The following is a 24,457-nucleotide window of genomic DNA, read 5'->3' on the forward strand; positions in this document are numbered from 1 at the left end:
CCCGATGACGGACGGGAGGCACGGTGCGGGCCCGCACCGTGCCTCCCGTCCGTCCAGTGGGTGCGTCAGCCCCAGACGCGGTCCGCGATCGCGACCACGCTGCGGACCTTCGTCCACTGCTCGTCCTCGGAGAGGACGTTGCCCTCCTCCGTCGAGGCGAAGCCGCACTGCGGGCTCAGCGCGAGCTGCTCGAGCGGCGCGTACTGCGCGGCGTCCCGGATGCGCTGCTCGACGACCGCCGGGTCCTCGAGCTCGCCGGTCTTCGACGTGATGAGTCCCAGCACGACCACCTGGTCGCCGTGCGGCAGGAACCGCAAGGGCTCGAAGCCGCCCGCGCGGTCGCTGTCGTACTCGAGGAAGAACCCGTCGTAGCCGGTGTTGCCGAGCAGCTCCTCGGCCACGGGCTCGTACCCGCCGGACGAGATCCAGGTCGACCGGAAGTTGCCGCGGCACACGTGCGTCGTCACCACGAGGTCCGACGGCCGACCATCGAGCACGCGCCGGACGATCGCCGAGAACCGGGCGGCGATGCCCTCGGTGTCGATGCCGCGGTCACGGGCCTTCTCGAGCTCGACGTCCGAGCAGAGGTACGCCCACGCGGTGTCGTCGAGCTGCAGGTAGCGCACCCCGACGGCGTGGAACGCGGCGATCGCGTCGCGGTACGCCGTGACGAGGTCCTCGGTGACGGCCGCGCGGTCGGCGTAGTGGTCGGTCCGGAGCTGGTCGGCGTCGAGCCGGAAGTCGAACACCGTCGGCGACGGGATGGTGAACTTCGCCGTGACGCCGCGGCGGGCGGCCTCCTGCACCACGAAGCGGGCGTGCGCCAGGAAGGGGTGGTCCGCCGGGAACGACACCGGGCCGGTCACGCGGAGCCCCTTCGGCGTCGTGGAGACCCCCTGGAACGCGATGCCGTGGTCGAGCTCGACGACCTCGACGCCGTCCAGGCCGCCCCAGAAGTCGAGGTGCCACCAGCTGCGTCGGGCCTCGCCGTCGGTGACGACCTGGAGCCCGGCGGCCTGCTGCGCGTCGGCGAGCGCCCGCACGGACTCGTCCTCGACGGCGCGGAGGGCGTCGTCGTCGACGGTCCCGGCGGCGTGGGCGGCGCGGGCCTCCTGCACGGCGACGGGGCGGAGGAAGCTGCCGACGACGTCGGCTCGGAACGGCGGTCGCGATGACATGCGCCGATGGTACCGATGCGGAACCAGGAGCCGGGAGCCGACCGCGTCGCGCGGCGTAGTGTGCGCCGCATGCCCGCACTGACCGACACGTTCACCCTGTCCAACGGTCTGCACATCCCGAAGATCGGCTTCGGCACGTGGCAGATCCCGTCCGGCAGCGATGCCTACGACGCCACGAAGACCGCCATCGAGGCCGGCTACCGCCACATCGACACCGCGCTCGCCTACGGCAACGAGGCCAGCGTCGGTGAGGCCGTCCGCGACAGCGGTGTCCCACGCGACGAGTTCTTCATCACGACGAAGCTCCCCGCCGAGGTGAAGACCGCGTCCGGCGCCCGTGACGCCTTCGAGGAGTCGACCCGGAACCTCGACCTCGGCCACGTCGACCTCTACCTGATCCACGCACCGTGGCCCTGGAGCGACATGGGGTCCGACCACCGCGACGGCAACGTCGAGGTGTGGAAGGTGTTCGAGGAGCTCTACGACGCCGGCCGCACGAAGAGCATCGGCGTCTCGAACTTCGCGGTCGCCGACCTCGAGGACCTGCTCGGCCGCACCGACGTGGTCCCGCACGCGAACCAGATCCGCTGGTTCATCGGGAACACGCAGGACGAGACCACCGCGTTCGACCGCGCGCACGACATCCTCACCGAGGGCTACTCGCCGCTCGCCACCGGCGGTCTCCTCGACAACGCGCAGATCCGCGACATCGCGGCGGAGTACGACAAGTCCGTCGCGCAGGTCGCGATCCGGTACCTGCTCGAGAAGGACGTGCTGCCGCTGCCGAAGTCGACGACGCCGTCGCGGATCGCGGAGAACGCGGACGTGGACTTCGTGCTGTCGGCGGAGCACGTCGCGGCGCTCGACGCGCTGGAGGACACGACGGCGTGACCGGCGGTCGCTGACGCGACCACACGACGGACGGGCGCGCCCCGCTGGGCGGCGACGCGAAGCGTTGCGCGGGGCGCGCCGACCGAGCCTGCGAGGGAGGGGTGGCGGGATCGCCACGGGCCTCCCGTCCGTCGTCGCGCACTGTTTACGTGCCGGCGGCTGACGACACGAGCACGAAACAGACGGGCAACGGCCACGACACAGCGCCGCACGACACTCGTACTACCTGTCGCCCGACAGGTACTGCCGCGAAAGGTCTGCAGCCATGCGCTCTCCCGAAGCTCCGCTCCACGCACTACGCGCCACCATGTCCTCCGACCCCTCGACCGCCGCCTCCGACCTCGCCGCCCTGGGGTACGAGCAGGAGCTCCACCGCGGCGTCGGGTCGTTCTCGTCCTTCGCCGCCGGGTTCTCGTTCGTGTCGATCCTCACCACGGTGTTCCAGCTGTTCGGCCTCGGGTTCGGGCTCGGCGGTGCCGCGTTCTTCTGGGCATGGCCGCTCGTCTTCGGCGGCCAGCTCCTCGTGGCGCTGAACTTCGCCCAGCTCGCGGCCCGCTGGCCGATCTCCGGCGCGATCTTCCAGTGGTCGAGTCGTCTCGCCGGTGCCCGCTTCGGCTGGTTCACCGGCTGGACGATGATCATCGGGCAGATCCTGACCGTGGCCGTCGCCGCCATCGCCGTGCAGGCGGTCCTGCCGTCCATCTGGCCGGGCTTCCAGATCGTCGGCGGTTCGACCGCGGACCCCTCGGTCGCGTCGCCGACCGGGGCCGCGAACGCGGTGGTCCTCGGGCTCGTGATGCTCGCACTGACGACGGTCGTGAACATCGTGAGCGTCCGGTTCATGGCCCGGGTGACGAGCTTCGGCGTCCTCGTGGAGATCGTCGGCGTCGTCGTCCTCATCGCGGCGCTGTTCGTCCTGCCGCACCGCTCGCCGGCCGTGGTGCTCTCGACCGAGGGCTCGACCAGCACCGAGCCGTACGTGTGGGCGTTCCTCGCGTCGTCGCTCATGGCGGCCTACGTCATGGTCGGGTTCGACTCCGCCGGCGAGCTCGCCGAGGAGACCCACAACCCGCGTCGCACCACTCCGAAGACGATCGTCCGCGCCCTGACGGTCTCGGGCCTCGGCGGCGGCCTGCTCATCGTCGGCGCCCTGGTCGCCGCGCCGAGCCTGACCGACGGCAAGCTCGCCACGCAGGGGCTCGCGTGGGTGATCACCTCGACCCTCGGCGACGTGTTCGGTCGTCTGCTGCTGTGCTGCGTCGCCGTCGCGGTCTTCGCCTGCACCCTCGCCGTCCAGACCGCCGGGGCCCGGATGGTCTACTCGATGGCCCGGGAGCGCGCGCTGCCGTTCCACCGGACGCTGGCGAAGGTGTCGCCGCGCACCGGCACCCCGATCGCCGCGTCGATCGTCGTCGGCGTGGGCGCCGGACTCGCCCTCGCGGTGAACATCGGCCAGTCCGCGATCTTCACTGCCCTGTCGAGCCTCTGCATCGCGATGCTGTACCTCGCGTACCTCGGCGTGACCGGTCCGCTCCTCGTGCAGCGGATCCGGGCACGACGCACCGGTGGGCTGCCGACCGGTGTGGACGAGGACGGCCGCCCGCTGATCACCCTCGGCCGGTGGGGCATCCCGCTCAACGCGCTCGCCGTGGCGTTCCAGGTCGGCATGGCCGTGAACCTCATCTGGCCGCGGCCGGAGATCTACGACCTCACCGGGAACTCGTGGTGGCTGCAGTACAGCGCCCTCCTGTTCATCGGCGCCGTGCTGCTCGTCGGCTGGGCGTGGTCCTCGTGGCGGCACCGGGCGCACGGTCCACTCACCCTCGCCGAGGTGCCGCACACCGCCCCCACTCCCGTCGAGGCCTGAGCGCAGCCGAGCGCGCCGCCCCCACCACGTCCCGACCCGTCCCACCGAAAGGCCCCGCCGTGCGTGACCTCCACCAGACCGACAGCGTGACCGCCTCACGCTCCGACGCCCGCGCACAGGCCGGTGCCACGTCCGACTGGATGCCGTACCTGCCCGCGTCGACCTCGCCGTTCACCCCGGACGGCGTCGAACCGGCCGAGCTGGTGTGGGCCGAGACCGTGGCGCCGGGCGGGTACACCCACAAGGTGCTCGCCCGCGGGACGCGGATCCGGTTCGACGACCCGACCGGCGACGCCTGCGCGAACGTCCTCGTGTACAACGCCCTCGAGCCCTGGGAGCGGCTCAACGTCGCGGACACGCAGAAGATCCCGTGGCAGGCGTACCTCGGGCAGGGCTCGCCGCTCCTGAGCGGTGACGGGCGCGTCCTCGCGAGCATCGTCGAGGACACCTCCGGCCACCACGACGCCTTCTGCGGCACGACCACCGACGCGTGGAACGACCGGAAGTACGGCGACGCCGCACCGGAGGGCCCGAGCCCCAGCGGACGGTCGCTCTTTGCGAAGGCGGCGGCCAAGCACGGCCTGTCGAAGCGCGACCTCCCGCCGAGCGTCTCGTTCTTCCAGGGCGTCCACGTGGAGCCGGACGGCACGCTCACGCCGACGGGGTCGGCCGGGCCCGGCCGGCACGTGACCCTCGTCGCCGAGCTGCCGCTCCTCGTCCTCGTCGCGAACGTCGCCCACCCGCTCGACCCGCGACCGGAGTACGCGGTCGGCCCGCTGCGGGTGCACGCCTGGCGCGGTGCCCCCACCGCGGCGACGGACGACCGCGCCACCGCGACGCCGGAACTGCACCGTGCCCACCTCAACTCGATCGACTACGCGGAAGCGCGAGGCTGCTGATGACCACCGCCACCACGACCTCCACCGTCCCCGTCGGCGCCGTCCACGACCCCGACGTCCCGCTCGACTGGAGCGACTCCCTCGTCCCCGGCACCGTGGTCCGCGACGACCGTGTGGCCCCGCTCGCCCCGTGGTCCGCCGTCGTCCGCGCCGGCGAGGTCCTCACGATCGTCGACGTCGGCGGCAACCAGAGCGCCGACTGCTTGGTCTACGACGCGCACGACCCCGACGAGCGGTACAGCGTGCCGGACACGCTCGCGACCCAGGGCAACGCGTACGTCCGCACCGGCACGGTCCTCATGTCGAACGAGGGCCGTCCGCTGATGACCGTCGTCGCGAACGAGATCGACCGGCAGGACACCATCGGCGGCGCGTGCTCGAAGGAGTCGAACACGCTCCGCTACGGGCACCACACGCAGTACCAGCACGGCTGCCGCGAGAACTTCCTCGCCGAGGCCGCCCGCCACGGGCTCGGTGCCCGCGACCTCGTGTCGAACCTCAACTGGTTCATGAACGTCCCCGTCGAGGAGGACGGCGCGCTCGGCATCGTCGACGGCATGAGCGCCCCCGGCAAGCGCGTCGCGATGCGGGCCGAGCGGGACGTCCTCGTGATCGTGTCCAACTGCCCGCAGATGAACAACCCCTGCAACGACTTCTCCTGCACGCCGCTGCGCATGATCGTGGTCCAGCCGTGACCGCCGCGCCCGAACCCACCGGGACCGACACCGTGACACCCCCGCTCTCCACCGACACCGTCCTCGTCGCCAACCGCGGCGAGATCGCCCGCCGGGTGATCCGCTCCGCGAAGGCGCTCGGCATGCGCACGGTCGCCGTCTACTCGGACGCCGACCGCGCCGCCCCGCACGTCCGCGAGGCCGACACCGCCGTCCGGCTCGGACCGGCACCCGCGCGGGAGTCCTACCTGCGGATCGACGCCGTTGTGCAGGCTGCGCTCGACACCGGCGCGGGACTCGTCCACCCCGGGTACGGTTTCCTCTCCGAGAACACCGCGTTCGCCGCCGCGTGCGAGGCCGCGGGCATCCGCTTCGTCGGCCCGACGTCCGAGCAGATCGTACAGTTCGGCGCGAAGCACACCGCCCGCGAGCTCGCCGCCGCGGCCGGCGTGCCGATGCTCGCCGGCACGGGGCTCCTCGCCAGCGTCGAGGACGCCGTCGCGCAGGCCGAGCGCATCGGGCTCCCCGTCATGCTCAAGGCCACCGGGGGCGGCGGCGGCATCGGCATGCAGGCCTGCGCGACCCTCGACGAGGTCCGGGAGGCCTACGCGAGCGTCGAGCGCACCGCCTCGGCCGCCTTCGGCTCGGCCGGGATCTTCCTGGAACGGCTCGTCCGACCGGCCCGCCACGTGGAGGTCCAGCTCTTCGGAGACGGTGAGGGGCGGGTCGCCGTGATCGGCGACCGCGACTGCTCCCTCCAGCGCCGGAACCAGAAGGTGATCGAGGAGGCCCCGGCCCCGGCACTCCCCCGACACGTCCGGGAGGCACTCCACACGTCCGCCCGTCGGCTCGCCGAGCGCGTCGGGTACCGCAGCGCCGGGACCGTCGAGTTCGTCTACGACCCGGTGCGCGAGGAGGCGTCGTTCCTGGAGGTCAACACGCGCCTGCAGGTCGAGCACCCCGTCACCGAGCAGGTCTTCGGCGTCGACCTCGTGGAGCTCATGCTCCGGCTCGCCCGCGACGGTGCCGGCGGGATCGCCGACGACGTCTTCACCCGCGAGTGGACACCGGAGGGGCACGCCGTCGAGGCGCGGCTCTACGCCGAGGACCCCGCGAAGGGCTCCCTGCCGTCGAGCGGCCTCGTCACCCAGGCGGTGTTCCCGGAGGCGACCGGTCTGCGGGTCGACGGCTGGGTCGAGACGGGCTCCGAGGTGTCCGCGTTCTACGACCCGATGCTCGCGAAGGTCATCGCCACGGGCGAGACCCGCGACGACGCACTCGACCGCCTCCGCGACGGCCTCGCGGGCACCCGGATCGACGGGATCGTCACGAACGCCGGGCTCCTCCGCGCACTCACCGACGACCTCGAGCTCCGGACCGCCACCCACAGCACGTCCACCCTGGACGAGACCGAGGACCCGGACCCGCGCATCGACGTCGTCGTGCCCGGGACGATGACCACGGTGCAGGACCTGCCCGGTCGCACCGGGTACTGGCAGGTGGGTGTGCCGCCGAGCGGCCCGTTCGACGGCGCGTCCTTCGCCGAGGCGAACCGGGCCGTCGGGAACCCGGACGGTGCACCCGCGCTCGAGGTCACCGCGACCGGCCCGACGCTCCGGTTCTCCGCGGGGGCGGTCGTCGCCGTGACGGGTGCCCCGGTGCCGGTGACGCTCGACGGCGAGACCGTGCCGATGTGGGAGCCGGTCGAGGTCGCGGCTGGTCAGATCCTCGCGGTCGGCACCGCCGCCGGCCCCGGACTCCGGGCGTACCTCGCGGTACGAGGCGGGTTGGACGTCCCGACCTACCTCGGCTCGACGGCCACGTTCACGCTCGGTGGGTTCGGCGGCCACGCGGGTCGAGCGCTCCTCGCCGGTGACGTCCTGCGCCCCGGCTCCCCGGACGCGGACGCCCCGCACCCGGCGTTCCCCGAGGGCGTCCGGCTCGGACTCGTGGGCGGCCCGACCCCGGCCGACCGCCGCACGGCACTGACCGACACGTGGGAGGTCGCCGTCACCGAGGGGCCGCACGGCGCGCCGGACTTCTTCACGCGTGACGACCTCGACGTCTTCTACGCCACCGACTACGTCGTCCACCACAACTCGGCCCGCACCGGCGTCCGGCTCATCGGACCCCGTCCGGGCTGGGCGCGGACGGACGGCGGCGAGGCGGGGCTGCACCCGTCGAACATCCACGACACCCCGTACGCCGTCGGCGCGATCGACTTCACCGGGGACACCCCGATCATCCTCGGCCCGGACGGCCCCTCGCTCGGCGGCTTCGTCTGCCCCGCGGTGGTCGCGAGCGGCGACCTCTGGAAGCTGGGCCAGCTGCGGCCGGGCGACACCGTCCGCTTCGTCCCCGTCCGTGAGGCCGACGCCGCCGCGCTCGACGCACACCGCGCCTCCCGGTCGGTTCCGCGCACCGGAGGCGACGGCGACGACGGGGTCCTGGCGCGCCTGGACGCGACCGACGCGCGTCCGAGCGTCGCGTACCGACGCGACGGCGACGACAACGTCCTCGTCGAGTACGGCGACATGACGCTCGACATCGCCCTGCGGATGCGGGTGCACGCGCTCATGACGAAGCTGCAGGAGGAGGCGCCGGCGGGCATCGTCGACGTCACCCCCGGCATCCGGTCGCTGCAGGTGCACACCGACACGAGCGTGCTCAAGGCGAGCACGATGGCGGGCCTGCTCCGCGAGCTCGAGGACGGGATCCCGCCGACCGACCAGCTCGTGGTGCCCTCGCGCACGGTGAAGCTGCCGCTGTCGTGGGACGATCCCGCAACGCGCTTGGCCATCGAGCGGTACATGAACGGGGTGCGGAACGACGCCCCGTGGACCCCGTGGAACATCGAGTTCATCCGGCGGATCAACGGCCTCGACAGCGTGGACGACGTGTTCCGCACGGTGTTCGACGCGAGCTACCTCGTGCTCGGGCTCGGCGACGTGTACCTCGGCGCCCCGGTCGCGACACCGCTCGACCCGCGGCACCGCCTGGTGACGACGAAGTACAACCCCGCCCGGACCTGGACCGCGGAGAACTCGGTCGGCATCGGTGGCGCGTACCTCTGCATCTACGGCATGGAGGGTCCCGGCGGCTACCAGTTCGTCGGTCGCACCGTGCAGATCTGGAACCGGTTCCGCCGCGGCGGACTCTTCCAGGAGGACCCGTGGGCGCTGCGGTTCTTCGACCGGATCGAGTGGTACCCCGTCGGGGCCGAGGAGCTCCTCGAACTCCGTGCCGAGACGGACGCCGGACGAGGGCACTTCGAGACCGTCGACGGCGAGTTCTCGATCGCGTCGTACAACCGCTTCCTCTCCGAGAACGCCGGCTCGATCGCGGACTTCCGCGCGCAGCAGGCGCGCGCGTTCGACGAGGAGAAGGAACGGTGGCGCGCATCGGGCGAGTTCGACGTGCGGGACGAACCGGCCGTCGTGCTGCCGGACGAGGTGGTCCTGCCCGCCGGGGCGACCGCGGTCACCGCGCCCTTCACCTCGACGGTGTGGCAGGTGGACGTCCGACCGGGCGACCGTGTGGACGAGGGCCAGAAGTTGCTGGCCGTGGAGGCGATGAAGATGGAGTCGATGGTGCACGCACCGGTGGACGGACACGTGCTGGAGGTCTACATCAAGCCGGGCGACCAGGTGGCCCCGGGCCAGGTCCTCGCCGCGATCGGAGCGGCGGCAGCGTGAGCGGCGGCAGCGTGAGCGGCGGCAGCGTAGGCGGCGGTGTCACCGGCGCCGGTGACGCGGTCGCCCGGGTCCACGACGCCTTCGACCGCATCGAGGCCGTCGACCGCCCCGAGGTCTGGATCACCCTGCGCGACCGGGCCGACGTCGTCGCCGAGGCGTCGGCCGTCGAACCGTCCCTGCCCCTCGCCGGGCTGCTCTTCGCGGTGAAGGACAACATCGACGTCGCGGGCCTCCCCACCACGGCCGCCGCCCCGTCCTACGCGTACACACCGACCGAGGACGCCACCGCGGTCGCACGAATCCGGGCCGCGGGCGCGATCGTGCTCGGGAAGACGAACCTCGACCAGTTCGCCACCGGCCTCGTCGGCACCCGATCCCCGTTCGGCGCCGTCCGCAACGCCTGGGACCCGACTCGGATCTCCGGCGGCTCGTCGAGCGGGTCCGCCACCGCCGTCGCCCTCGGGGTGGTGGACTTCGCGCTCGGCACCGACACCGCCGGCTCCGGTCGGGTGCCCGCGGCGCTGAACCACCTCGTCGGGGTGAAGCCCACGAAGGGCCTCGTCCCGAACACCGGGGTGGTCCCTGCCTGCCGGTCGCAGGACTGCGTGACCGTGTTCGCACGGTCGCTCGGGACCGCCCGCACCGTCGCCGAGCTCATGGCCGGGCCCGACGGGGTGGACCCGCTGGCCCGCACAGACCAGGGAGCGACCGGCCCTGTTCTGCCGACCGTCCCCCGCATCGCCGTCCCGCTGCCGTCGCAACTCAAGGGGCTCGCTCCCGGGTGGGGCGAAGCGTTCGGGCTCGCCGTCGACCGGTTCCGGGCGCTCGGACACGAGGTCGTCGAGGTGGACATCGCGCCGCTGCTCGACGCGGCGAAGCTGCTGTACGACGGCGCGTTCGTCGCTGAGCGCTACGCCGCGGTCGGCGCGCACATCGCAGCGAACCGCGACCGGATCGGCGACGACCTCGACCCGACCGTCGCCGGGATCGTGCTCGGCGGCGCAGCCCCCACCGCCGCGGAGCTCTTCGCCGACCAAGAACGGCTCGACGCCCTCGGCGCCGCAGGCCGGGCGGCCCTCGACGGGACGACCGCACTGCTCACCCCGACGACGACCTGGCACCCGACGCTCGACGAGGTCGCAGCGGATCCGATCGGTGCGAACAGCCGGATGGGCCGGTACACGAACTTCGCGAACCTGCTCGACATGGCGTCCCTCGCGGTGCCGGCCGGCTTCGTCGACGGGCTGCCGTTCGGCGTGATGCTCACCGGACCGGCGTTCTCCGACCGGCGCCTCGCCGCCCTGGCCGCGGCGTTCGCGGAGCCGACCGTCGACCTGCTCGTGGTCGGTGCACACCTCCGCGACCAGCCGCTCAACGGCCAGCTCGTCGTCGCCGGCGGGACCTTCGTCCGCGACGCCCGGACCGCCGACGACTACCGCCTGTACGCGCTCGACACCGTGCCGCCGAAGCCGGGCCTGGTGCGGACGGCCGGAGCACCGGACGCCGGCAGCTCCACCGGCGCCGGCGGCATCGCGGGCGAGGTCTGGCGACTCCCCGCCGCCGGCTTCGCGACCTTCGTCGCCGCGCTCCCCGCACCCATGGCCATCGGCACCGTCACCCTCGCGGACGGCACCGAGGTCACGGGCTTCACCGTCGAGCCGTACGCCGTCGAGGGCGCCGAGGACATCACGCACCACGGGGGCTGGCGCGCGTACCGGTCGCAGGCGGTCGGAGCACCCGCGTGACGGTCGGCTGCGAGGATGGGTCCGTGCCCGCCGACGACCGTCCCACGCGCCCCGGACGACCACGGGCGGTGCCGGACCCCGCCCCGACCCTGAGCCCGCGCGACCAGGTCCTCGACGCGGCCGCCGCCCTGTTCGTCGAGCACGGGTTCGGCGCCACGTCCACCCGGGCGATCGCGGACCGGGTCGGCATCCGGCAGGCCTCGCTGTACTACCACTTCGCCGGCAAGGACAACGTGCTCGTCGAACTGCTCGAGACCTCGGTCCGCCCGAGTCTCGAGGTCGCCCGGGCCCTCGACGAGCGGGTCCCCGGGTCCGTTCCGGCAGCGGTCGCGCTCGCCGCCCTCGTCGCGTTCGACGTCGGGACGCTCACGGCCACCCCGCACAACGTCGGCACGCTGTACCTGCTGCCGGAGGTGCAGGGCGAGCGCTTCGCCGGGTTCCGCGCCGACCGACAGGCCCTGCAGGACGTCTACGGACGCCTCGGCACGCTCGCCGCGACGCCCGAGGTCACCGCCACGACAGCCCCGGCGCAGCTCGGCGGGATCCTCATCCAGCTCGTCGAGACCGTCATCCAGCTCCGACGCGGCGCTGAGGTGCACGACCGCGACCGCGCGGCGATCACGAGCAGCTGCCTCCGGGTGTGCGGCCTCGACGCCGACGCCGTCAGCACCGCGCGTCACGAGGCCCTGGCGCTCCTCGCCGCCGTCTCCGCCTGAACCCCATCAGCCCCGTCCACGACGAAGGACCGCCATGACCACCGTCACCACCACCCGTCCGCGCCCGCTCGCCGACGCCCTCCTCCCCCGCACCGTTGCCGTGAGCACCGCGCTCGTCGTCGCAGGCGCCCTGCTCACCGCCGGTGCCGCGCAGCTGTCCGTGCCGCTCTGGCCGGTGCCGATCACCGGGCAGACCCTCGCCGTCCTCCTCGTCGGCAGCGCCCTCGGCGCCCGACGCGGCGCGCTGTCGATGGCCCTCTACGTGCTGCTCGGAGTCGTCGGGCTGCCCGTCTTCGCCGACGGCACCGCGGGCCCCGGCGTGCTCGTCGGCCCGTCGGGCGGCTACGTCGTCGGGTTCATCGCCGCAGCCGCCGTCGTGGGGTGGGTCGCCGAGCGCTTCGGCGACCGTCGCTTCACCGCCGCCCTGCTCTCCTTCGTCCTGGGCACCGTCGTGACCTTCGCGGTCGGGATGGTCTGGCTCGCGGCCTCGCTCGGGCTCGACCTGCAGCACACGCTGGAGTACGGGCTGTACCCGTTCGTCGTCGGCGGTGTCGCGAAGGCCCTGATCGGCGCGGGGATCACCTCGTTCGGCTGGACGGCAGCCCTCCGTCGGCGGAACACGCCGGGCACGATGGACTGACCACGGGAACAGTCGGCGGCCGCCGCCGGTTGCACCCGGTGATGCCGCAGCCAGCGGCAACGACGAAGCCCAGGAGGCCAGCATGACCACCACCGAGACCGCCATCCTCGCCGGCGGGTGCTTCTGGGGAGCGCAGCAGCTCCTCCGTCGCCGCCCGGGAATCATCAGCACGCGCGTCGGTTACTCCGGTGGCGACACCCCGAACGCCACGTACCGCAACCACGGCGACCACGCCGAGTCGGTCGAGATCGTGTTCGACCCGTCGCAGATCTCGTACCGCGACCTGCTCGAGTTCTTCTTCCAGATCCACGACCCGTCGACGAAGGACCGGCAGGGCAACGACGTCGGCCGCAGCTACCGGTCCGCGGTGTTCTTCACGAACGACGAGCAGCGCCAGGTCGCGCTCGACACCATCGCGGACGTCGACGCGTCCGGGATCTGGCCCGGCAAGGTCGTGACCGAGGTCGAGCCCGCCGGTGACTTCTGGGAGGCCGAGGAGGAGCACCAGGACTACCTCGAGAAGCACCCGCACGGGTACACGTGCCACTTCGTGCGTCCGGGCTGGAAGCTCCCGCACCGCGACGAGGCGACCGCCTCGGCGTGAGTGCTCACGCCTGACGGCGTGACCGCATGACGGACTGGAGGCGCGGTGCCAGCTGGCACCGCGCCTCCAGTCCGTCCCTGGCTGGCGTCAGCCGCGCGGCACCAGCAGGTCGATGGCCGTCAGCTCCTCGTCGGTGAGCGGCGCACCGTCGAGCGCCGCGAGCGTGTCGTCCAGCTGCCGGACGCTCGATGCGCCGACCAGCGCGGACGTGACGGCCGGCTGCCGGAGCGCCCACGTGATCGCGAGCTGCGCGAGCGACTGCCCGCGTGCCGACGCGATGTCGTCCAGCGCCCGCGCCGTCCGCAGGTAGTCGTCGTCGATGCGGTCGGCGCCGAACCAGCGTCCCTCGGCGGCACGCGACCCGACCGGCACCGACCCGTCGAGGTAGCGGTCCGTCAGGAGCCCACCGGCGAGCGGCGAGAACACGATCGCCCCCGTGCCGATCCGGGTGAGCTCGTCGAAGAGCCCGCCCTCGGGCGTCCGGTCGAACATGCTGTAGCGCGGCTGGTGGATGAGCAGGTGGATGCCCTCCGCGGCGAGCGCCTCCGACGCGGCACGGGTCTGGGCGGGGTCGTAGTTCGAGATGCCGGCGTAGAGGGCCTTGCCGGAACGGACCGCGGTGACGAGCGCGCTGACGGTCTCCTCGATCGGTGTCGACGGGTCCGGGCGGTGCGAGTAGAAGACGTCGACGTACTCGAGGCCGAGCCGCCCGAGGGACTGGTCGAGCGAGGCGAGCATGTACTTGCGCGAGCCCCAGTTGCCGTACGGGCCCGGCCACATGTCGTACCCGGCCTTGGTCGACACGACGAGCTCGTCGCGGTACGGCCGGAGGTCGTCGGCGAGGACCCGGCCGAACTGCTCCTCGGCGGCGCCGGGCGGCGGACCGTAGTTGTTCGCGAGGTCGAAGTGGGTGATCCCGCGGTCGAACGCGTGCAGCAGGATGTCGCGCTGCGTCGCCAGGGGTCGGTCGGTGCCGAAGTTGTTCCAGAGCCCGAGGGAGATGCGCGGCAGGAGGAGACCGCTCCTCCCCACGCGCTCGTACGGGAGCTGCTCGTAGCGGTCGTCGGCGGGACGGTGGACGTCGTGCATCGTTGCTCGATCCGGGTCGGGGTCGGGGAACGGCCGTTGGGCCGGGATCGACGCTACCGTGCGGGCGGGCCGCCCACGACGCCGGGCCGGTCCGACCACGCGTGGGCCGGTCCGGTCGCGACCTGGCAGCATGCAGGCAACCGCCCGTCACCCGTCCGCACACGAGGAGCCGCCCATGCCGCAGGTCACCACACCCCGGGGAGTCATCGAGTACCGGGAGGACGGCGACCCCGACGGCACGCCCGTCGTCCTCGTGCACGGGTTCCCCGACGGTCCGTCGACGTGGGACGCGGTCGTGGCTGCACTGCCCGCCGGACTCCGGGTGGTCCGGCCGTCGTTGCGCGGCGTCGGCGGCAGCAGCGTGCACCCGGAGGAACGTTCCGGCCAGGTCGCAGCCCTCGCGACGGACCTGCTCGACCTGTTCGACGCGCTCGACCTGCACGACGCCGTGCTCGTCGGCCACGACTGGGGCTCCCGAGCCGCCCACGCGGTCGCCGCCGTCGCGCCCGAGCGCCTCCGAGGGCTCGTGGGGATCGCAACCGCGTACGGGCCGCGGACGGGGCTGTCCACCCAGCAGACGCTCGACGACGCCGCCGTCGCCTGGTACCGGTGGTGGCTCTGCACCGAGGTCGGCGAGGCCGCGTTCCGGAAGACACCCTCGGAGCTGCTCGTCTGGTCGTGGGACCACTGGTCGTCCCCGGACGTGATCGACCCCGACGACCGGCAGGCGCTGCTGGCGTCCTTCGCGTCCGACGAGTTCACGGACACCGTCGTCCACTACTACCGGCACGGCGCCGGCGAGGCACCGGGCAACCCGCGGTACGCCGACCTGCAGGCGACGCTCGACGCGTGGCCGACGATCCACGTGCCGACGACTTTCCTCGTCGGTGACGCGGACGCGTGCGAGACGGTCGCGGCGGCGCGGGATGCCCGGTCGTCGTTCGACGGCGACTTCCGACTGGTCGAGCTCGCGGGCGTCGGGCACTTCGTGCAGCGTGAAGTGCCGGCGGAGGTCGTGGCGGCGGTCGCCGAGCGGCTCTGACGCGGCGGCGGCGCGCCCGGTCCGGCAGCAGGTGACCACTCCCGGATCTCATACCGCGGTAGGGGGCGGTCGACCCCGCGGGCGGATGGCAGCGCGCCGCCGCGTCCGTAGCGTCGTCCTCGTCGGCGAGCGCCGCCGACGGAGGGAGGCACCCCGTGCTCGACCAGATCACCCCGTTCGTCGTCGACCTGGCGGCGAGTCCGCTCGTGTACGTCGTGCTGTTCGCGCTGTGCCTGCTCGACGGCTTCTTCCCGCCGGTGCCGAGCGAGACGGCCCTCGTCGCCGTCGCCGCGGTCGCCGCCACGTCCGGTCAGCCGGTGCTCGTCGGCGTGCTGCTCGCGGCGGCGGCCGGAGCCGTCGCGGGCGACTCGGTCGCGTACTGGATCGGCCGCCGGATCGGACTGACGCGACTCGCGTCCTCCCGACGCCCGAGGATCGCCGCGGCGTTCGCGTTCGCCGAGCGGCAGATGGAGCGGCGTCCCGCGAGCCTCATCCTCGTCGGCCGCTACATCCCGGTCGGCCGCGTCGCGGTGAACACCACGGCAGGCGCGACGAAACTCCCCTACCGCCGCTTCCTCGGTATCAGCGCGGTCGCGGGCAGCGCCTGGGCGGCGACCTCGGTGGGCATCGCCCTGGCGACGTCGTCGGTCCTGCACGAGCCCGTCGTCGCGGCGCTCGTGTCGATGGTCGTCGCGGTGGTGCTCGGTGTCGTGGTGGACCGGGTGATCGGTAGCATCGGCCGCAGGCGCGAGGCCGCTGCGGCCCGACGACGCGCCACCCTCGAGCGGACGCCGCGCACGCGCACCCCCGCTCCGACCGGAGAGACCGCCCGCCCGTGACCAGCGACGACCACGAACCGAGCTCGGCAGGCGCCCCGGCCGCGCGCGATGAGCGCCGCGCGCCGCGCCGCCGCTGGCCGTGGTCGACCCGCCGCGAGTGGGCCACGTGGCCGGTGGTCGTCGCCCGCCTCGTCCTCGTCGTGATCGCCGCGACGCTGTTCGCCGTCGCCGCACCCGTCACCGCCGTCGTGTACGGCGTCCCGGTACCGCTCGCCCTCCTCGTCACCGCAGTGCTGTCGGTGTCCCTCGGCCTCGCCCCCGTGCTCCCCCGCACGGCCTCCGTCGCACACCTCGTCGCCGTCGCGGCCCTCGGGGTGATGACGATCGGCGGCGACGTCGCCCCGTGGCCACTGCCCGTCACCGCGATCATCGGCGTCGGCGCACTCGTGGTCGTCCTCGGCGTCCGCACCGACTGGCGGCTCACCGCGGCGGTCTGGACCGCCGCGACGGTCCTCACGCTCGCCCTCGTCGCGGCGGCACCATCGCGCTGGGAGCCCGCGGACGTCTGGGCCTCCACCTTCGTGGTGTCCGCCGGGTCGACCCTGCTGCTCGCCGGCGCCGCCGTCGCGATCGGACAGCGGCGGGCCGTCCGCGTCGAGCTCGCCGAGGCACGGCGGGACGTCGAACTCGAGCAGGAGCGTCGGCGCACCGTCGAGGAGCGGGCCCGCATCGCCCGTGAGCTCCACGACGTCGTCGCCCACAGCATGTCCGTCGTCCACATGCAGGCCGAGTCCGCCCCGTACCGCGTCCAGGACCTCCCGCCGGAGGCCCGCGCCGAGTTCGCCGCGATCGCCGGCACCTCCCGGACCGCCCTGCGCGAGATGCGCCAGCTCCTCGGGACCCTCCGCGGCGGCGCCGACGCCGAGCGCGCTCCGCAGCCGCAGCTGACGGACCTCCCCGACCTGGTCGAGCGCACCCGCGCCGCCGGCATCCCGGTCACGCTGCACCTCGACGCTGTCGACGGCGACGCGGACCGGCTCGCGCAGCTCACCGCCTACCGGGTCGTGCAGGAGGCGCTCGGCAACGTGGCCCGGCACGCGCCCGGCGCGTCCACCGTCGTGACGATCGGGAGGCACGGTGCGGCCCTCCGGGTCGAGGTCACCAACTCCGCGCCGCCGGCCGGCACCGTCGCCGCACCGCCGCCCGACGAGGGCGGCTTCGGGCTCGCCGGCATGCGGGAGCGGGTCGCCGCGCTCGGCGGGACCGTCGAGCACGGCCCGTGGCCGGACGGCGGCTTCCGCGTCGCGGTGAGCCTGCCGACGACGCCGGCGCCGGCGGCGTCTTCGTCGTCGATGACTCGAGCCGACGAGGAGCAGCCGTGACGCGGGTGGTGGTGGTCGACGACCAACAGATGTTCCGCATGGGACTGCGGGCGATCCTCCAGGCCCAGGACGACCTCGAGGTGGTGGGCGAGGCGTCGGACGGCGCCGAGGCGGTCGCACTCGTGCTGCGGGAGCAGCCCGACGTGGTGCTCATGGACGTGCGGATGCCGAACCTCGACGGCATCGAGGCGACCCGGCGGATCACCGCAGCCCCCTCGGACCGCCCCGTCCGGATCGTCATGCTGACCACGTTCGACGTCGACGACTACGTGTTCGACGCCCTCCGCGCCGGAGCGAGCGGGTTCCTCCTCAAGGACGCGTCGGCCGAGGAACTCGTCGCCGCGGTGCGGACCGTCGCGGGCGGCGAAGCGCTGCTCGCGCCGCGGGTGACCCGGCACCTCGTCGAGGCCTTCGTCGCCGCCCCGGCACCGGCCGCGCCGCGCACCGAGGTCCTCGACGTGCTCACCGAGCGGGAGCGCGACGTGTTCCTGCTCATCGCGCGCGGCCGGTCGAACGGTGAGATCGCCGCCGAGCTGTTCATCGCCGAGCAGACCGTGAAGACCCACGTCGGACGCATCCTCGCGAAGCTGCAGCTCCGCGACCGGGTGCACGTCGTGGTGCTCGCGCACGAGAGCGGGCTCGTCGGACCGGGGTGACCGATGCCGCGCCGCGATCCTGGTCAGGCGCACACGGCGATGAGCGTGCACCCGTCGGGGCCGGCGCGGAACCAGCGCTCGTGCTCGGGCGGCACGCCCGCCGCGTCACCGGCCGACAGCTCGGTCTCGACGCCGTCGACCACGAGCCGGCCCGAACCGCGGACCACGACGTACGCGTCCTCGTCGCCGTCCTCGCGGTGGTGGTGCGGCACCGTGGCCGCGCCGGCGGGGAGCGCCACCTCGTACAACCCGAAGCGACCGATGCCCAGCGAGCCGTTCAGTCGGCGGTCGTACGGACTCGAGGCCGGGTGTTGCGAGGCGTCGGTCGGGACGGAGGCGGTGTGCACGACGGAGGCGGTCATGCCCGTCACCGTACGGGTCTCCCCCTGTCCCACTGCACGGTCGGCCGACCATCCTCGAAGGCGAGCTCCGTCGCGGCGATCTTCCACGTGTGGCCGTCGTCTGGGTTGCCCTGGAAGAAGAGGTACTCGCGGCCGTCCTCGTCACGCAGGTACCCCGGGTGGCCCGACTCCGAGTGGTTCCAGCTCCCCTCGGGCCCTGCGGGGACGAGGGGCTCGTCCGACCCGCGCGTCCACGTCCGGCCGTCCGGGCTCGTCGCCCAGCCGATCTGCTGCGGCGCATTGTTGTACGCGCCTGCGTAGAACATCGTGAACTGCTGGCCGTCCCACCGCAGCGCCGGGGCCTCGATGCAGTCCTGCTCCCACGGGAGCTCGGGTGCGAGCGCCGGCCCGTCGACCGACAACTGCTCCCAGTCCCCCGGCCCGTACGCACTCCCGATGCGCGCCCGCGAGGTCCCGAGCAGCTGCGTCGTCATCGTCGGGTCGCGGGTCACCCACGCCAGGAGCAACCAGTCCCCAGCTGCGACGAGGTCCGCGTCGATCGCCCGGCCGCACGTCCAGTCGCCCGACGGCCGGAGCACCGGGTTCTCCGGGTTCGGGGTGAACGTCAGGCCGTCGTCGCTGACCGCGTGGCAGATCGAGTCCTCCCGGCCGCGGCCGTAGGTCTGGAAGAACAGGTGCACCCGGCCGTCCACGACCACCGCACCGGGTGCCGCCGCACCGCTCCGGTCGTACTGGCCGAACGGCCGCAGCACGGCGGCCGTCCGCCACGACACCAGGTCGTCGCTCTCGGCGATGCCGATCGACCAGCCCTCCGGCTCGGCGTCGCTGGCCGACGGCAACGAGCAGTAGAGGAGGTAGCGGCCGCCGAAGCGGATCACCGACGGGTCCTTGGCGTAGGGGCGTCCGCGGCGGGAGGTGTCGCCCCACGGTTCGCCGAGGAGTCGGACGGAAGCGTCGTCGCTCATCGGTCCATGGTGCACCCGTGGGCGCCTCCTGGGGCTCCGCACAGTCCCGCATCGGGGCGCAGCGGCACTGTGCCGGGCGTGTACGTCTTGCGGTGCTCGAGCTGTCCATCACTCGATGAACGACAAGAGCCTCGGCTCCCTGCGAGAGGGAGCCGAGGCTCTTGATCGTGGCGGGTCATTTGCAGGTCTCAGCGACTCCCGCCGTCATGCGGATCCACTGCCCTGCTGGGGCGCGGGAAGTCTGAGCTTCCCCTGGGTCGACCCGAGTTTTCCCCTTTCCGCCGAAACTCCCGGTCAGGGCAGCCTCGTTGGTAGTTCGATGCGACGCTCGTGCTGACACAGCGCGGTTGCTCTGTGGGGACCGAAGCACGGCGGTGCAGGCGGGTTTGCCTGCTCGTACCGTCGACGCAGCAGCGGACGGAGGCGACTCTGGGGGGCGCTCTCAACCGTCTGGGGCTTCTGTGCGCGGGCTGGAGGTCATGCGCGTCACGGGGTCGGTGACGTAGTCGACGAATTCTCGGCCGAAGTCTGACATGACGTGCTCGGAGCGCGGCCTCCGTGACGGGGTCCGGTGCCCACGCTCGGCAGCCCGAAGATGTTCGGCGATAAGGTCGGTTCCGCTCTTGGTGACATCGTCGACGAGTCCGAGTCGGACAAGACGGTGCACCCGGTGTCGGTCACCGTGCTCCTCGCCACCACCGTCTAAGTAGCGAACGACATCGGTCAGTCCATATCGCCGTTCAGTCTGGAGGGATGCCAGGACGACCATGTCGCCTGGTAGGACCCGTTCCAGTGCGTCGTCAAATCTTTCCGGTTCCTCGAATCCGACGATGCGGTTCAGGAGCGCATGGCGCAGGAGCGTGCGTTTGTCGTCTGATGCTGCTTCGAGGAGCTGCCGGATGGTGCGATGGACCGACGCCTGGAACGAGTCGTCCTCGGCTAGCCGCTCGTCGAAGTGGGCCAATCCGGATTGTTCGAGGCGGGACAGGTCGTCGCGAAGTTCGGTAAGGATGCGCACCGTTCGGCGTTCAAACGATGATCCGAGCACCCTGTTGGTGAATACCGATAGCACACCGCCGATCCCTGGCACGAGAGACACGAGCGCTTCGAGCGTCGCTGCCGCGGAGTCCTCTACTCGGTCCTTCGTTTCGTCACGCATGTATGCATCGTATGGGCGCTGAAGGCGGTGGTCGGAGGGCTGGTCTGGTGCGTCCCTCGGCTCATACTTGACTGCCCGCATGAGGTATCCGGCGGCGACGCCTTCGAGATGTGCCGAGCGACCAGCGCGGGGAGCAAATCAGTGCGCTGTCGACACGGCAGATAGGATACGGCTGTGGATGACAGCATCGACGACGAAGCGCAAGCGGCGATGAGCGCATGGGCTCGAGTGCTCATCGGTATAGCAGGAACCGGGCTGCTCATAGCAGGCCTCCTCGCTGTCTTCGTCAAAGACACCAACGTCGCCGGCGTACCGCTATTGATTGTTGCTGGTGCCGCCTTCGTGTACGTATCGCTGACGGGGCAGCAACTTATCCAGGTGAACAAGGATGGGGTCGTTTTCGGCCGCGTGAAGCGCCTCGAGAAAGTCCTCCGAGAAGCTACCGCGGACCCTGATCTCCCCTTCCAGTCGAAGGAACGACTGGCCGACATCGCGGAAGATAACGGCATCCGCGTCGCTCGACCTTCGGACGCTGAATTGGAACAGCAGGTGCTCCAGATGCTGGAGCGCATCAGCTTGACCAGCAAGTTCACGATCGGAGCACCGCCTGGTGGAGCTGACCTCGGCGTTGACTTCGCGTTGACGAATGAATCAGGCCAGACAGTCGGCGTCGAGGTTAAGCGACGGATGCAGTTCCGGCATTTCGCGGAGGTCATCCGACGTCTTCGCACAACGCGATGGGATTACAAGCTTCTCATTGTTGATGGAGGCATTCCGGAAGAACTTGCTGCGCCATACCGAGCCGAGGGCATTTGGATCATCCGCTGGGATCCGGACGGAGACGACCGCGTGACTGATGTCTTCCGCGAGATGGGGTTCGTCGACCGCTGAGGCGATACTGTCGGCGCAAACGAGGCCGGTCTCTGTCACGGTGAAGCTGCGCGCCGACGCCTACTCGTACTCTTTGCCGTACGCCCATCGGAATAGTTCTCCAATGAAAGCGTGATCGCGAAGCCACTGCCGTTTCGTCGCTCCCCCATGCCCCGCGTTCTGAGTTTGACGTACCAGTCGGGAAGGAAGTACCTGATGCTGGCCAGGCGACTGGGTAGAAGGCGGTAGGTGTACAGCTTCCCGTTGCTCATGCGGTACCACCGACGTCCCGTCGCATCGGTGAACGAGACGTAGCTCATGACCCAGGATGCGGTCCCGGGGTACCGGAGGAGCAGCTCCCAACCCTCCTGCATCAGCAGACGCGACTTCCGTGCGGAGTCGTCCCAGGTCCATTCGGGGTACGTCCGCACGAACACTTCGACGCTTGAGATCGGCGCATCACTAAGATTCAAGACGTGGATCCTTGAAAGGACCTCGCCGTACTCGAACTCATAATCGAGATACACGCGATCTGCTTGTGCCCGCAATCTGGTGACGGCAAGGGAGCGAAGGTTCCAACCGCCGAAGACGACACCGCCCAGGGCGATGCCGGCCGTCACCCAGCCTGGAAGATCGCCCATGTCAACGGACATGATCGAACAGTAGTGGCGGACCTGCCAGAGTGCCATCGTCAGAAACCGTCACCGACGCGCGCACGGGCTGCGAGAACGTCTGAGGAGCCGATCAACTCGCTGCGAGCGTGCCAGTCGGTCGCGGCGGCTGGTCAGTGGCCGATGAAGTACGTGACGTTTGGCGAACCGTTCGTGCCATCCACCGCGCACTCGATGTTCGCCTTCCGCTCGGCGCCGAAGGGGTTTGTGATGTCAGCCTCGAACTTCACGTAGACCTCGTCGCCCTGCACTTCCTGCGCGAGGAGGCCGGGCAGAATGTCCCCGCCTCGCAGCGTTGCTCCGCCATCTGCCCGCCCTCCTCGCCAGATCTGGTCAGTCCGGACAACGCCGAGCGAGCCTAGCGCTCCGAGAGGGCTGCAGCTCACGGGCGAGCCCCGCGCCGATTGGAGCACACACAAATCCGAGTACCGCGTCTCTGCGAGAAGAGCCCTGCCAAGGATGGCTCTCAGCGTTTGAGCCCAAGGCGTACTTGCCCGAACCAGATGCCCGCGTCGCTCCCAAGGAGCCCACCTTCCCCGAGGCTGAGCACCGCATGCGTCCAGGTGTGAAGCACCTCGCCCACCGCTGATCGCCGTGCGGCGTTGAACACCGTTCCGTCATCTTCCCCGTTTGCGAACAGTCCACGTGCCGCTACGAGTTCGGGCGTTGTGTTGACGACGGCGTTCTCGAAGTCGTTCCACATGTGCATGGGTGACGGGCGATGCTGTGGTTCGCCTCGGATTTCGTCAAGGTAGGTGAAGCGGCGACCGAGCGCGTACCCTTCGAGCATCTCGCGAAGTGGTCGCCAGTGCTCGTTCTGTTGCTGTTGCGCCACGGCCTGCGTCGCGATGCCGGGGAGCGCGACGCGATGCGCGTGCGCCCAGATAGCGTCGTCGATTGCGCTGGTGGCATGTCCTTTGATTTCTGCCGGCGCAGTGCCAGCCATGGAGAGCGCAGCGAGCTTCAACAGTTTCTCGACAGCCGCGGAGGCGGAGACGAGGAACGGCCAAAGCATCACCATGTCGGCGGTTGGCGCGCGAAGTGAAGCGTGGGCGCCGGTCAGCAGGGATGCGACCGCCTCTGTTTCGTACGACCAGGCGGCGACGCGCGCATGACGCGCTTGGGGTGACTCATCCATAAGCATCCTAGGAGGAGGGGGCAGGAGCATCTTGGGTGCGTAGACGGCGGCGTTCCCACGTTCTCGGAGGATCGCTGATCCTTAAACGGGGAACCCTGCCGCGGCAACATCTTCCTAGGTGACATTATCCGCGTTGACAGTCTCAACGGAGGCGAGGCGGGCCCTGACGTCACCGCTCCGTGTGGTTTCGAAGGAGCTCATCGACGATTTCGTGGCTCGTGCGGACGGACTGCATCATGAGCACGATCGGCATCGCCGCAGCGTTCTTGGGGTGCGCGGCGACGTTTCGTAGTCGCCGCCCACTGTTCAGCATCTCGGCATCGAGGGGGCCGTCTGGATGCGTGGTCACGTAGCGGTCGATGAGCTTGCTGTAAGGCTGCCTCGGGTTCGCGTTGAGCACGTGTCGGAGCGTCGTTTCCACTGCCTGCAGGGCTTTCTCTGCACCGAGCGCCGCGAACTCGTACTCCACAGACGACATGACGAGCAGTCGTCGGCTGAGCTGTAGCACCGATGCGACGCCTGCGGGCGCGTGAGGGATTTCCGGCAGCTCTGCAACGGCTGTCTCGAGAGCGTCTGGTGTTGCGTAGACGGGCGGCTGCTCCTCGCTCGTGACAACAATCGACTGTCGGCGCGTCCGATCGTCGAGGGCGAACAGATGAGCGCCGGGCGCCGGCATGATGAGCTGCATGACGAGGTCGCTGACGATGCGAACGCCGGTGTGCACGTCATCTGGATCGACTTCACGGTTGTCGAACTCTGCATTTGCGTCGAGGTGAAGTGACGCTTGGAATCGCTCGATCTTGCGCATGAGTTCGTAGAGGCGGACGATGAGGTATGGCTTTGCCGGAGCGTCTGGGTCGATCAGAGCTTTCGCCAGTTCATGCGCAAGTGAGTTCCGGTACTCCCGGACTTCCGCCATCGTTTTCTGGTCGGAGTCCTCGAGTACATCTTCGTCAATCAACCATGAGATTGACTCCTTCACGCGGTTTTGCCCGCGCCGGAGGAACCGTTGTTGGTATTCGGGCGTGTACGTCGGACCCGATTCTGACCACCCGTGTTCGTGGAAGGATGCAACGATCTCGACGATGCTTGTCGTCACCAGTTCATAAATTGTAAGGAAGGCGCCCGCGCGGACGAGCGTGTCCTGCATAGTATTCTGTTGGAGATGTGCGCGCAGTCGCTCCTCGTAGCTTGTTGATTCACTCATGATTTCGACGTGCCTCTCTTGGTCTACGTGCTATCGCGATCTGGCTTCAGAGCTTCCGCAGCACCCGATCACGTCCTTGCCCTCTGGTTCCTCTGCGGGACACCGGCGGAACGTGGCTCTTCCGGCAGTTCAGCTCGGGAACGTCGTGCCTGTCGGCCGACGAGCAGTCGAACGAAAGCTTCTCGGAACGGGCGTCCGTCCGCGGGCTTGCCTCAGCAGCAGTTACCG

At 70.9% G+C, this 24,457-nt stretch carries 22 protein-coding genes; 14 read left to right on the plus strand and 8 right to left on the minus strand.

Annotated elements, in window-relative coordinates; genetic code table 11:
- Window positions 1-65: 65 nt before the first annotated feature.
- The gene (locus QPJ90_RS03760) at window positions 66-1,178 is read right to left on the minus strand and encodes a 5-methyltetrahydropteroyltriglutamate--homocysteine S-methyltransferase (protein WP_290133137.1); all 1,113 of its coding nucleotides are present in this window, start codon (window positions 1,176-1,178) and stop codon (window positions 66-68) included.
- A gap of 69 nt (window positions 1,179-1,247) precedes the next feature.
- Here QPJ90_RS03760 and QPJ90_RS03765 point away from each other — a divergent pair, with 69 nt between their 5' ends.
- The 9 genes from QPJ90_RS03765 to msrA all read left to right on the plus strand — a co-directional run bounded on the left by QPJ90_RS03765 (window position 1,248) and on the right by msrA (window position 12,909).
- Complete coding sequence (locus QPJ90_RS03765; protein WP_290133138.1) at window positions 1,248-2,069, plus strand: aldo/keto reductase; 822 nt, start codon at window positions 1,248-1,250, stop codon at window positions 2,067-2,069.
- Between the two features lie 307 nt (window positions 2,070-2,376).
- Entirely contained in the window at window positions 2,377-3,936 is a 1,560-nt protein-coding gene (locus QPJ90_RS03770; protein ID WP_290133139.1) for an amino acid permease, read from the plus strand.
- 86 nt (window positions 3,937-4,022) lie between these two features.
- Window positions 4,023-4,835 carry an urea amidolyase associated protein UAAP1 gene (locus QPJ90_RS03775; protein ID WP_290133140.1) on the plus strand — a complete coding sequence of 271 codons (813 nt, stop codon included), beginning with the start codon at window positions 4,023-4,025 and terminating at the stop codon, window positions 4,833-4,835.
- On the plus strand, window positions 4,835-5,530 hold the full coding sequence (locus QPJ90_RS03780) for an urea amidolyase associated protein UAAP2 (protein WP_290133141.1): 696 nt from the start codon (window positions 4,835-4,837) through the stop codon (window positions 5,528-5,530). Before QPJ90_RS03775 ends, QPJ90_RS03780 begins: the two co-directional genes overlap by 1 nt.
- Entirely contained in the window at window positions 5,527-9,204 is a 3,678-nt protein-coding gene (gene uca, locus QPJ90_RS03785; protein ID WP_290133142.1) for an urea carboxylase, read from the plus strand. Before QPJ90_RS03780 ends, uca begins: the two co-directional genes overlap by 4 nt.
- An 11-nt stretch (window positions 9,205-9,215) precedes the next feature.
- Window positions 9,216-10,949, plus strand: coding sequence for an allophanate hydrolase (atzF, locus tag QPJ90_RS03790; protein ID WP_290133143.1), 1,734 nt, complete (start codon window positions 9,216-9,218; stop codon window positions 10,947-10,949).
- A gap of 23 nt (window positions 10,950-10,972) precedes the next feature.
- Window positions 10,973-11,665 (plus strand): TetR/AcrR family transcriptional regulator, encoded by a 693-nt coding sequence (locus QPJ90_RS03795; RefSeq protein ID WP_290133144.1) that lies wholly within the window; start codon window positions 10,973-10,975, stop codon window positions 11,663-11,665.
- Between the two features lie 34 nt (window positions 11,666-11,699).
- Window positions 11,700-12,305, plus strand: coding sequence for a biotin transporter BioY (locus tag QPJ90_RS03800; RefSeq protein WP_290133145.1), 606 nt, complete (start codon window positions 11,700-11,702; stop codon window positions 12,303-12,305).
- Between the two features lie 82 nt (window positions 12,306-12,387).
- The gene (gene msrA / locus QPJ90_RS03805; protein ID WP_290133146.1) at window positions 12,388-12,909 is read left to right on the plus strand and encodes a peptide-methionine (S)-S-oxide reductase MsrA; all 522 of its coding nucleotides are present in this window, start codon (window positions 12,388-12,390) and stop codon (window positions 12,907-12,909) included.
- 87 nt (window positions 12,910-12,996) lie between these two features.
- Here the strand turns inward: msrA and QPJ90_RS03810 are convergent, their stop codons facing one another.
- Window positions 12,997-13,998 carry an aldo/keto reductase gene (locus QPJ90_RS03810; RefSeq protein WP_290133147.1) on the minus strand — a complete coding sequence of 334 codons (1,002 nt, stop codon included), beginning with the start codon at window positions 13,996-13,998 and terminating at the stop codon, window positions 12,997-12,999.
- Between the two features lie 175 nt (window positions 13,999-14,173).
- Between QPJ90_RS03810 and QPJ90_RS03815 the strand changes: the two genes are divergently transcribed.
- From QPJ90_RS03815 to QPJ90_RS03830, 4 genes are all read left to right on the plus strand, one after another.
- Complete coding sequence (locus QPJ90_RS03815; RefSeq protein ID WP_290133148.1) at window positions 14,174-15,040, plus strand: alpha/beta hydrolase; 867 nt, start codon at window positions 14,174-14,176, stop codon at window positions 15,038-15,040.
- Window positions 15,041-15,195: 155 nt separating this feature from the next.
- Window positions 15,196-15,879: a VTT domain-containing protein gene (locus tag QPJ90_RS03820; protein ID WP_290133149.1), complete on the plus strand. Its 684-nt coding sequence runs from the start codon at window positions 15,196-15,198 to the stop codon at window positions 15,877-15,879.
- Window positions 15,876-17,201, plus strand: coding sequence for a sensor histidine kinase (locus QPJ90_RS03825; protein WP_290133150.1), 1,326 nt, complete (start codon window positions 15,876-15,878; stop codon window positions 17,199-17,201). The genes QPJ90_RS03820 and QPJ90_RS03825 overlap by 4 nt, the downstream gene beginning before the upstream one ends.
- Window positions 17,198-17,857 carry a response regulator transcription factor gene (locus QPJ90_RS03830; protein ID WP_290133151.1) on the plus strand — a complete coding sequence of 220 codons (660 nt, stop codon included), beginning with the start codon at window positions 17,198-17,200 and terminating at the stop codon, window positions 17,855-17,857. The genes QPJ90_RS03825 and QPJ90_RS03830 overlap by 4 nt, the downstream gene beginning before the upstream one ends.
- Window positions 17,858-17,880: 23 nt before the next feature.
- On the opposite strand, the gene QPJ90_RS03835 is transcribed toward QPJ90_RS03830, so the two are convergent.
- The 3 genes from QPJ90_RS03835 to QPJ90_RS03845 form a co-directional block, all read right to left on the minus strand.
- Entirely contained in the window at window positions 17,881-18,219 is a 339-nt protein-coding gene (locus QPJ90_RS03835) for a cupin domain-containing protein (RefSeq protein WP_290133152.1), read from the minus strand.
- A 5-nt stretch (window positions 18,220-18,224) separates the two neighbouring features.
- Window positions 18,225-19,184 (minus strand): glycoside hydrolase, encoded by a 960-nt coding sequence (locus QPJ90_RS03840; RefSeq protein ID WP_290133153.1) that lies wholly within the window; start codon window positions 19,182-19,184, stop codon window positions 18,225-18,227.
- Between the two features lie 442 nt (window positions 19,185-19,626).
- The gene (locus QPJ90_RS03845) at window positions 19,627-20,343 is read right to left on the minus strand and encodes a hypothetical protein (RefSeq protein WP_290133154.1); all 717 of its coding nucleotides are present in this window, start codon (window positions 20,341-20,343) and stop codon (window positions 19,627-19,629) included.
- Between the two features lie 174 nt (window positions 20,344-20,517).
- On the opposite strand from QPJ90_RS03845, the gene QPJ90_RS03850 reads away from it, so the two are divergent.
- Window positions 20,518-21,234 carry a hypothetical protein gene (locus QPJ90_RS03850; RefSeq protein ID WP_290133155.1) on the plus strand — a complete coding sequence of 239 codons (717 nt, stop codon included), beginning with the start codon at window positions 20,518-20,520 and terminating at the stop codon, window positions 21,232-21,234.
- Window positions 21,235-21,269: 35 nt separating this feature from the next.
- On the opposite strand, the gene QPJ90_RS03855 is transcribed toward QPJ90_RS03850, so the two are convergent.
- The 3 genes from QPJ90_RS03855 to QPJ90_RS03865 all read right to left on the minus strand — a co-directional run bounded on the left by QPJ90_RS03855 (window position 21,270) and on the right by QPJ90_RS03865 (window position 24,229).
- Window positions 21,270-21,866, minus strand: a complete 597-nt coding sequence (locus tag QPJ90_RS03855) for a hypothetical protein (RefSeq protein ID WP_290133156.1) — start codon at window positions 21,864-21,866, stop codon at window positions 21,270-21,272.
- A 484-nt stretch (window positions 21,867-22,350) separates the two neighbouring features.
- Window positions 22,351-23,022: a hypothetical protein gene (locus QPJ90_RS03860; protein ID WP_290133157.1), complete on the minus strand. Its 672-nt coding sequence runs from the start codon at window positions 23,020-23,022 to the stop codon at window positions 22,351-22,353.
- 169 nt (window positions 23,023-23,191) lie between these two features.
- Window positions 23,192-24,229 carry a hypothetical protein gene (locus tag QPJ90_RS03865; RefSeq protein ID WP_290133158.1) on the minus strand — a complete coding sequence of 346 codons (1,038 nt, stop codon included), beginning with the start codon at window positions 24,227-24,229 and terminating at the stop codon, window positions 23,192-23,194.
- Window positions 24,230-24,457: the final 228 nt, after the last annotated feature.

The organism is Curtobacterium sp. 458 (assembly GCF_030406605.1).
GTDB lineage: Bacteria > Actinomycetota > Actinomycetes > Actinomycetales > Microbacteriaceae > Curtobacterium.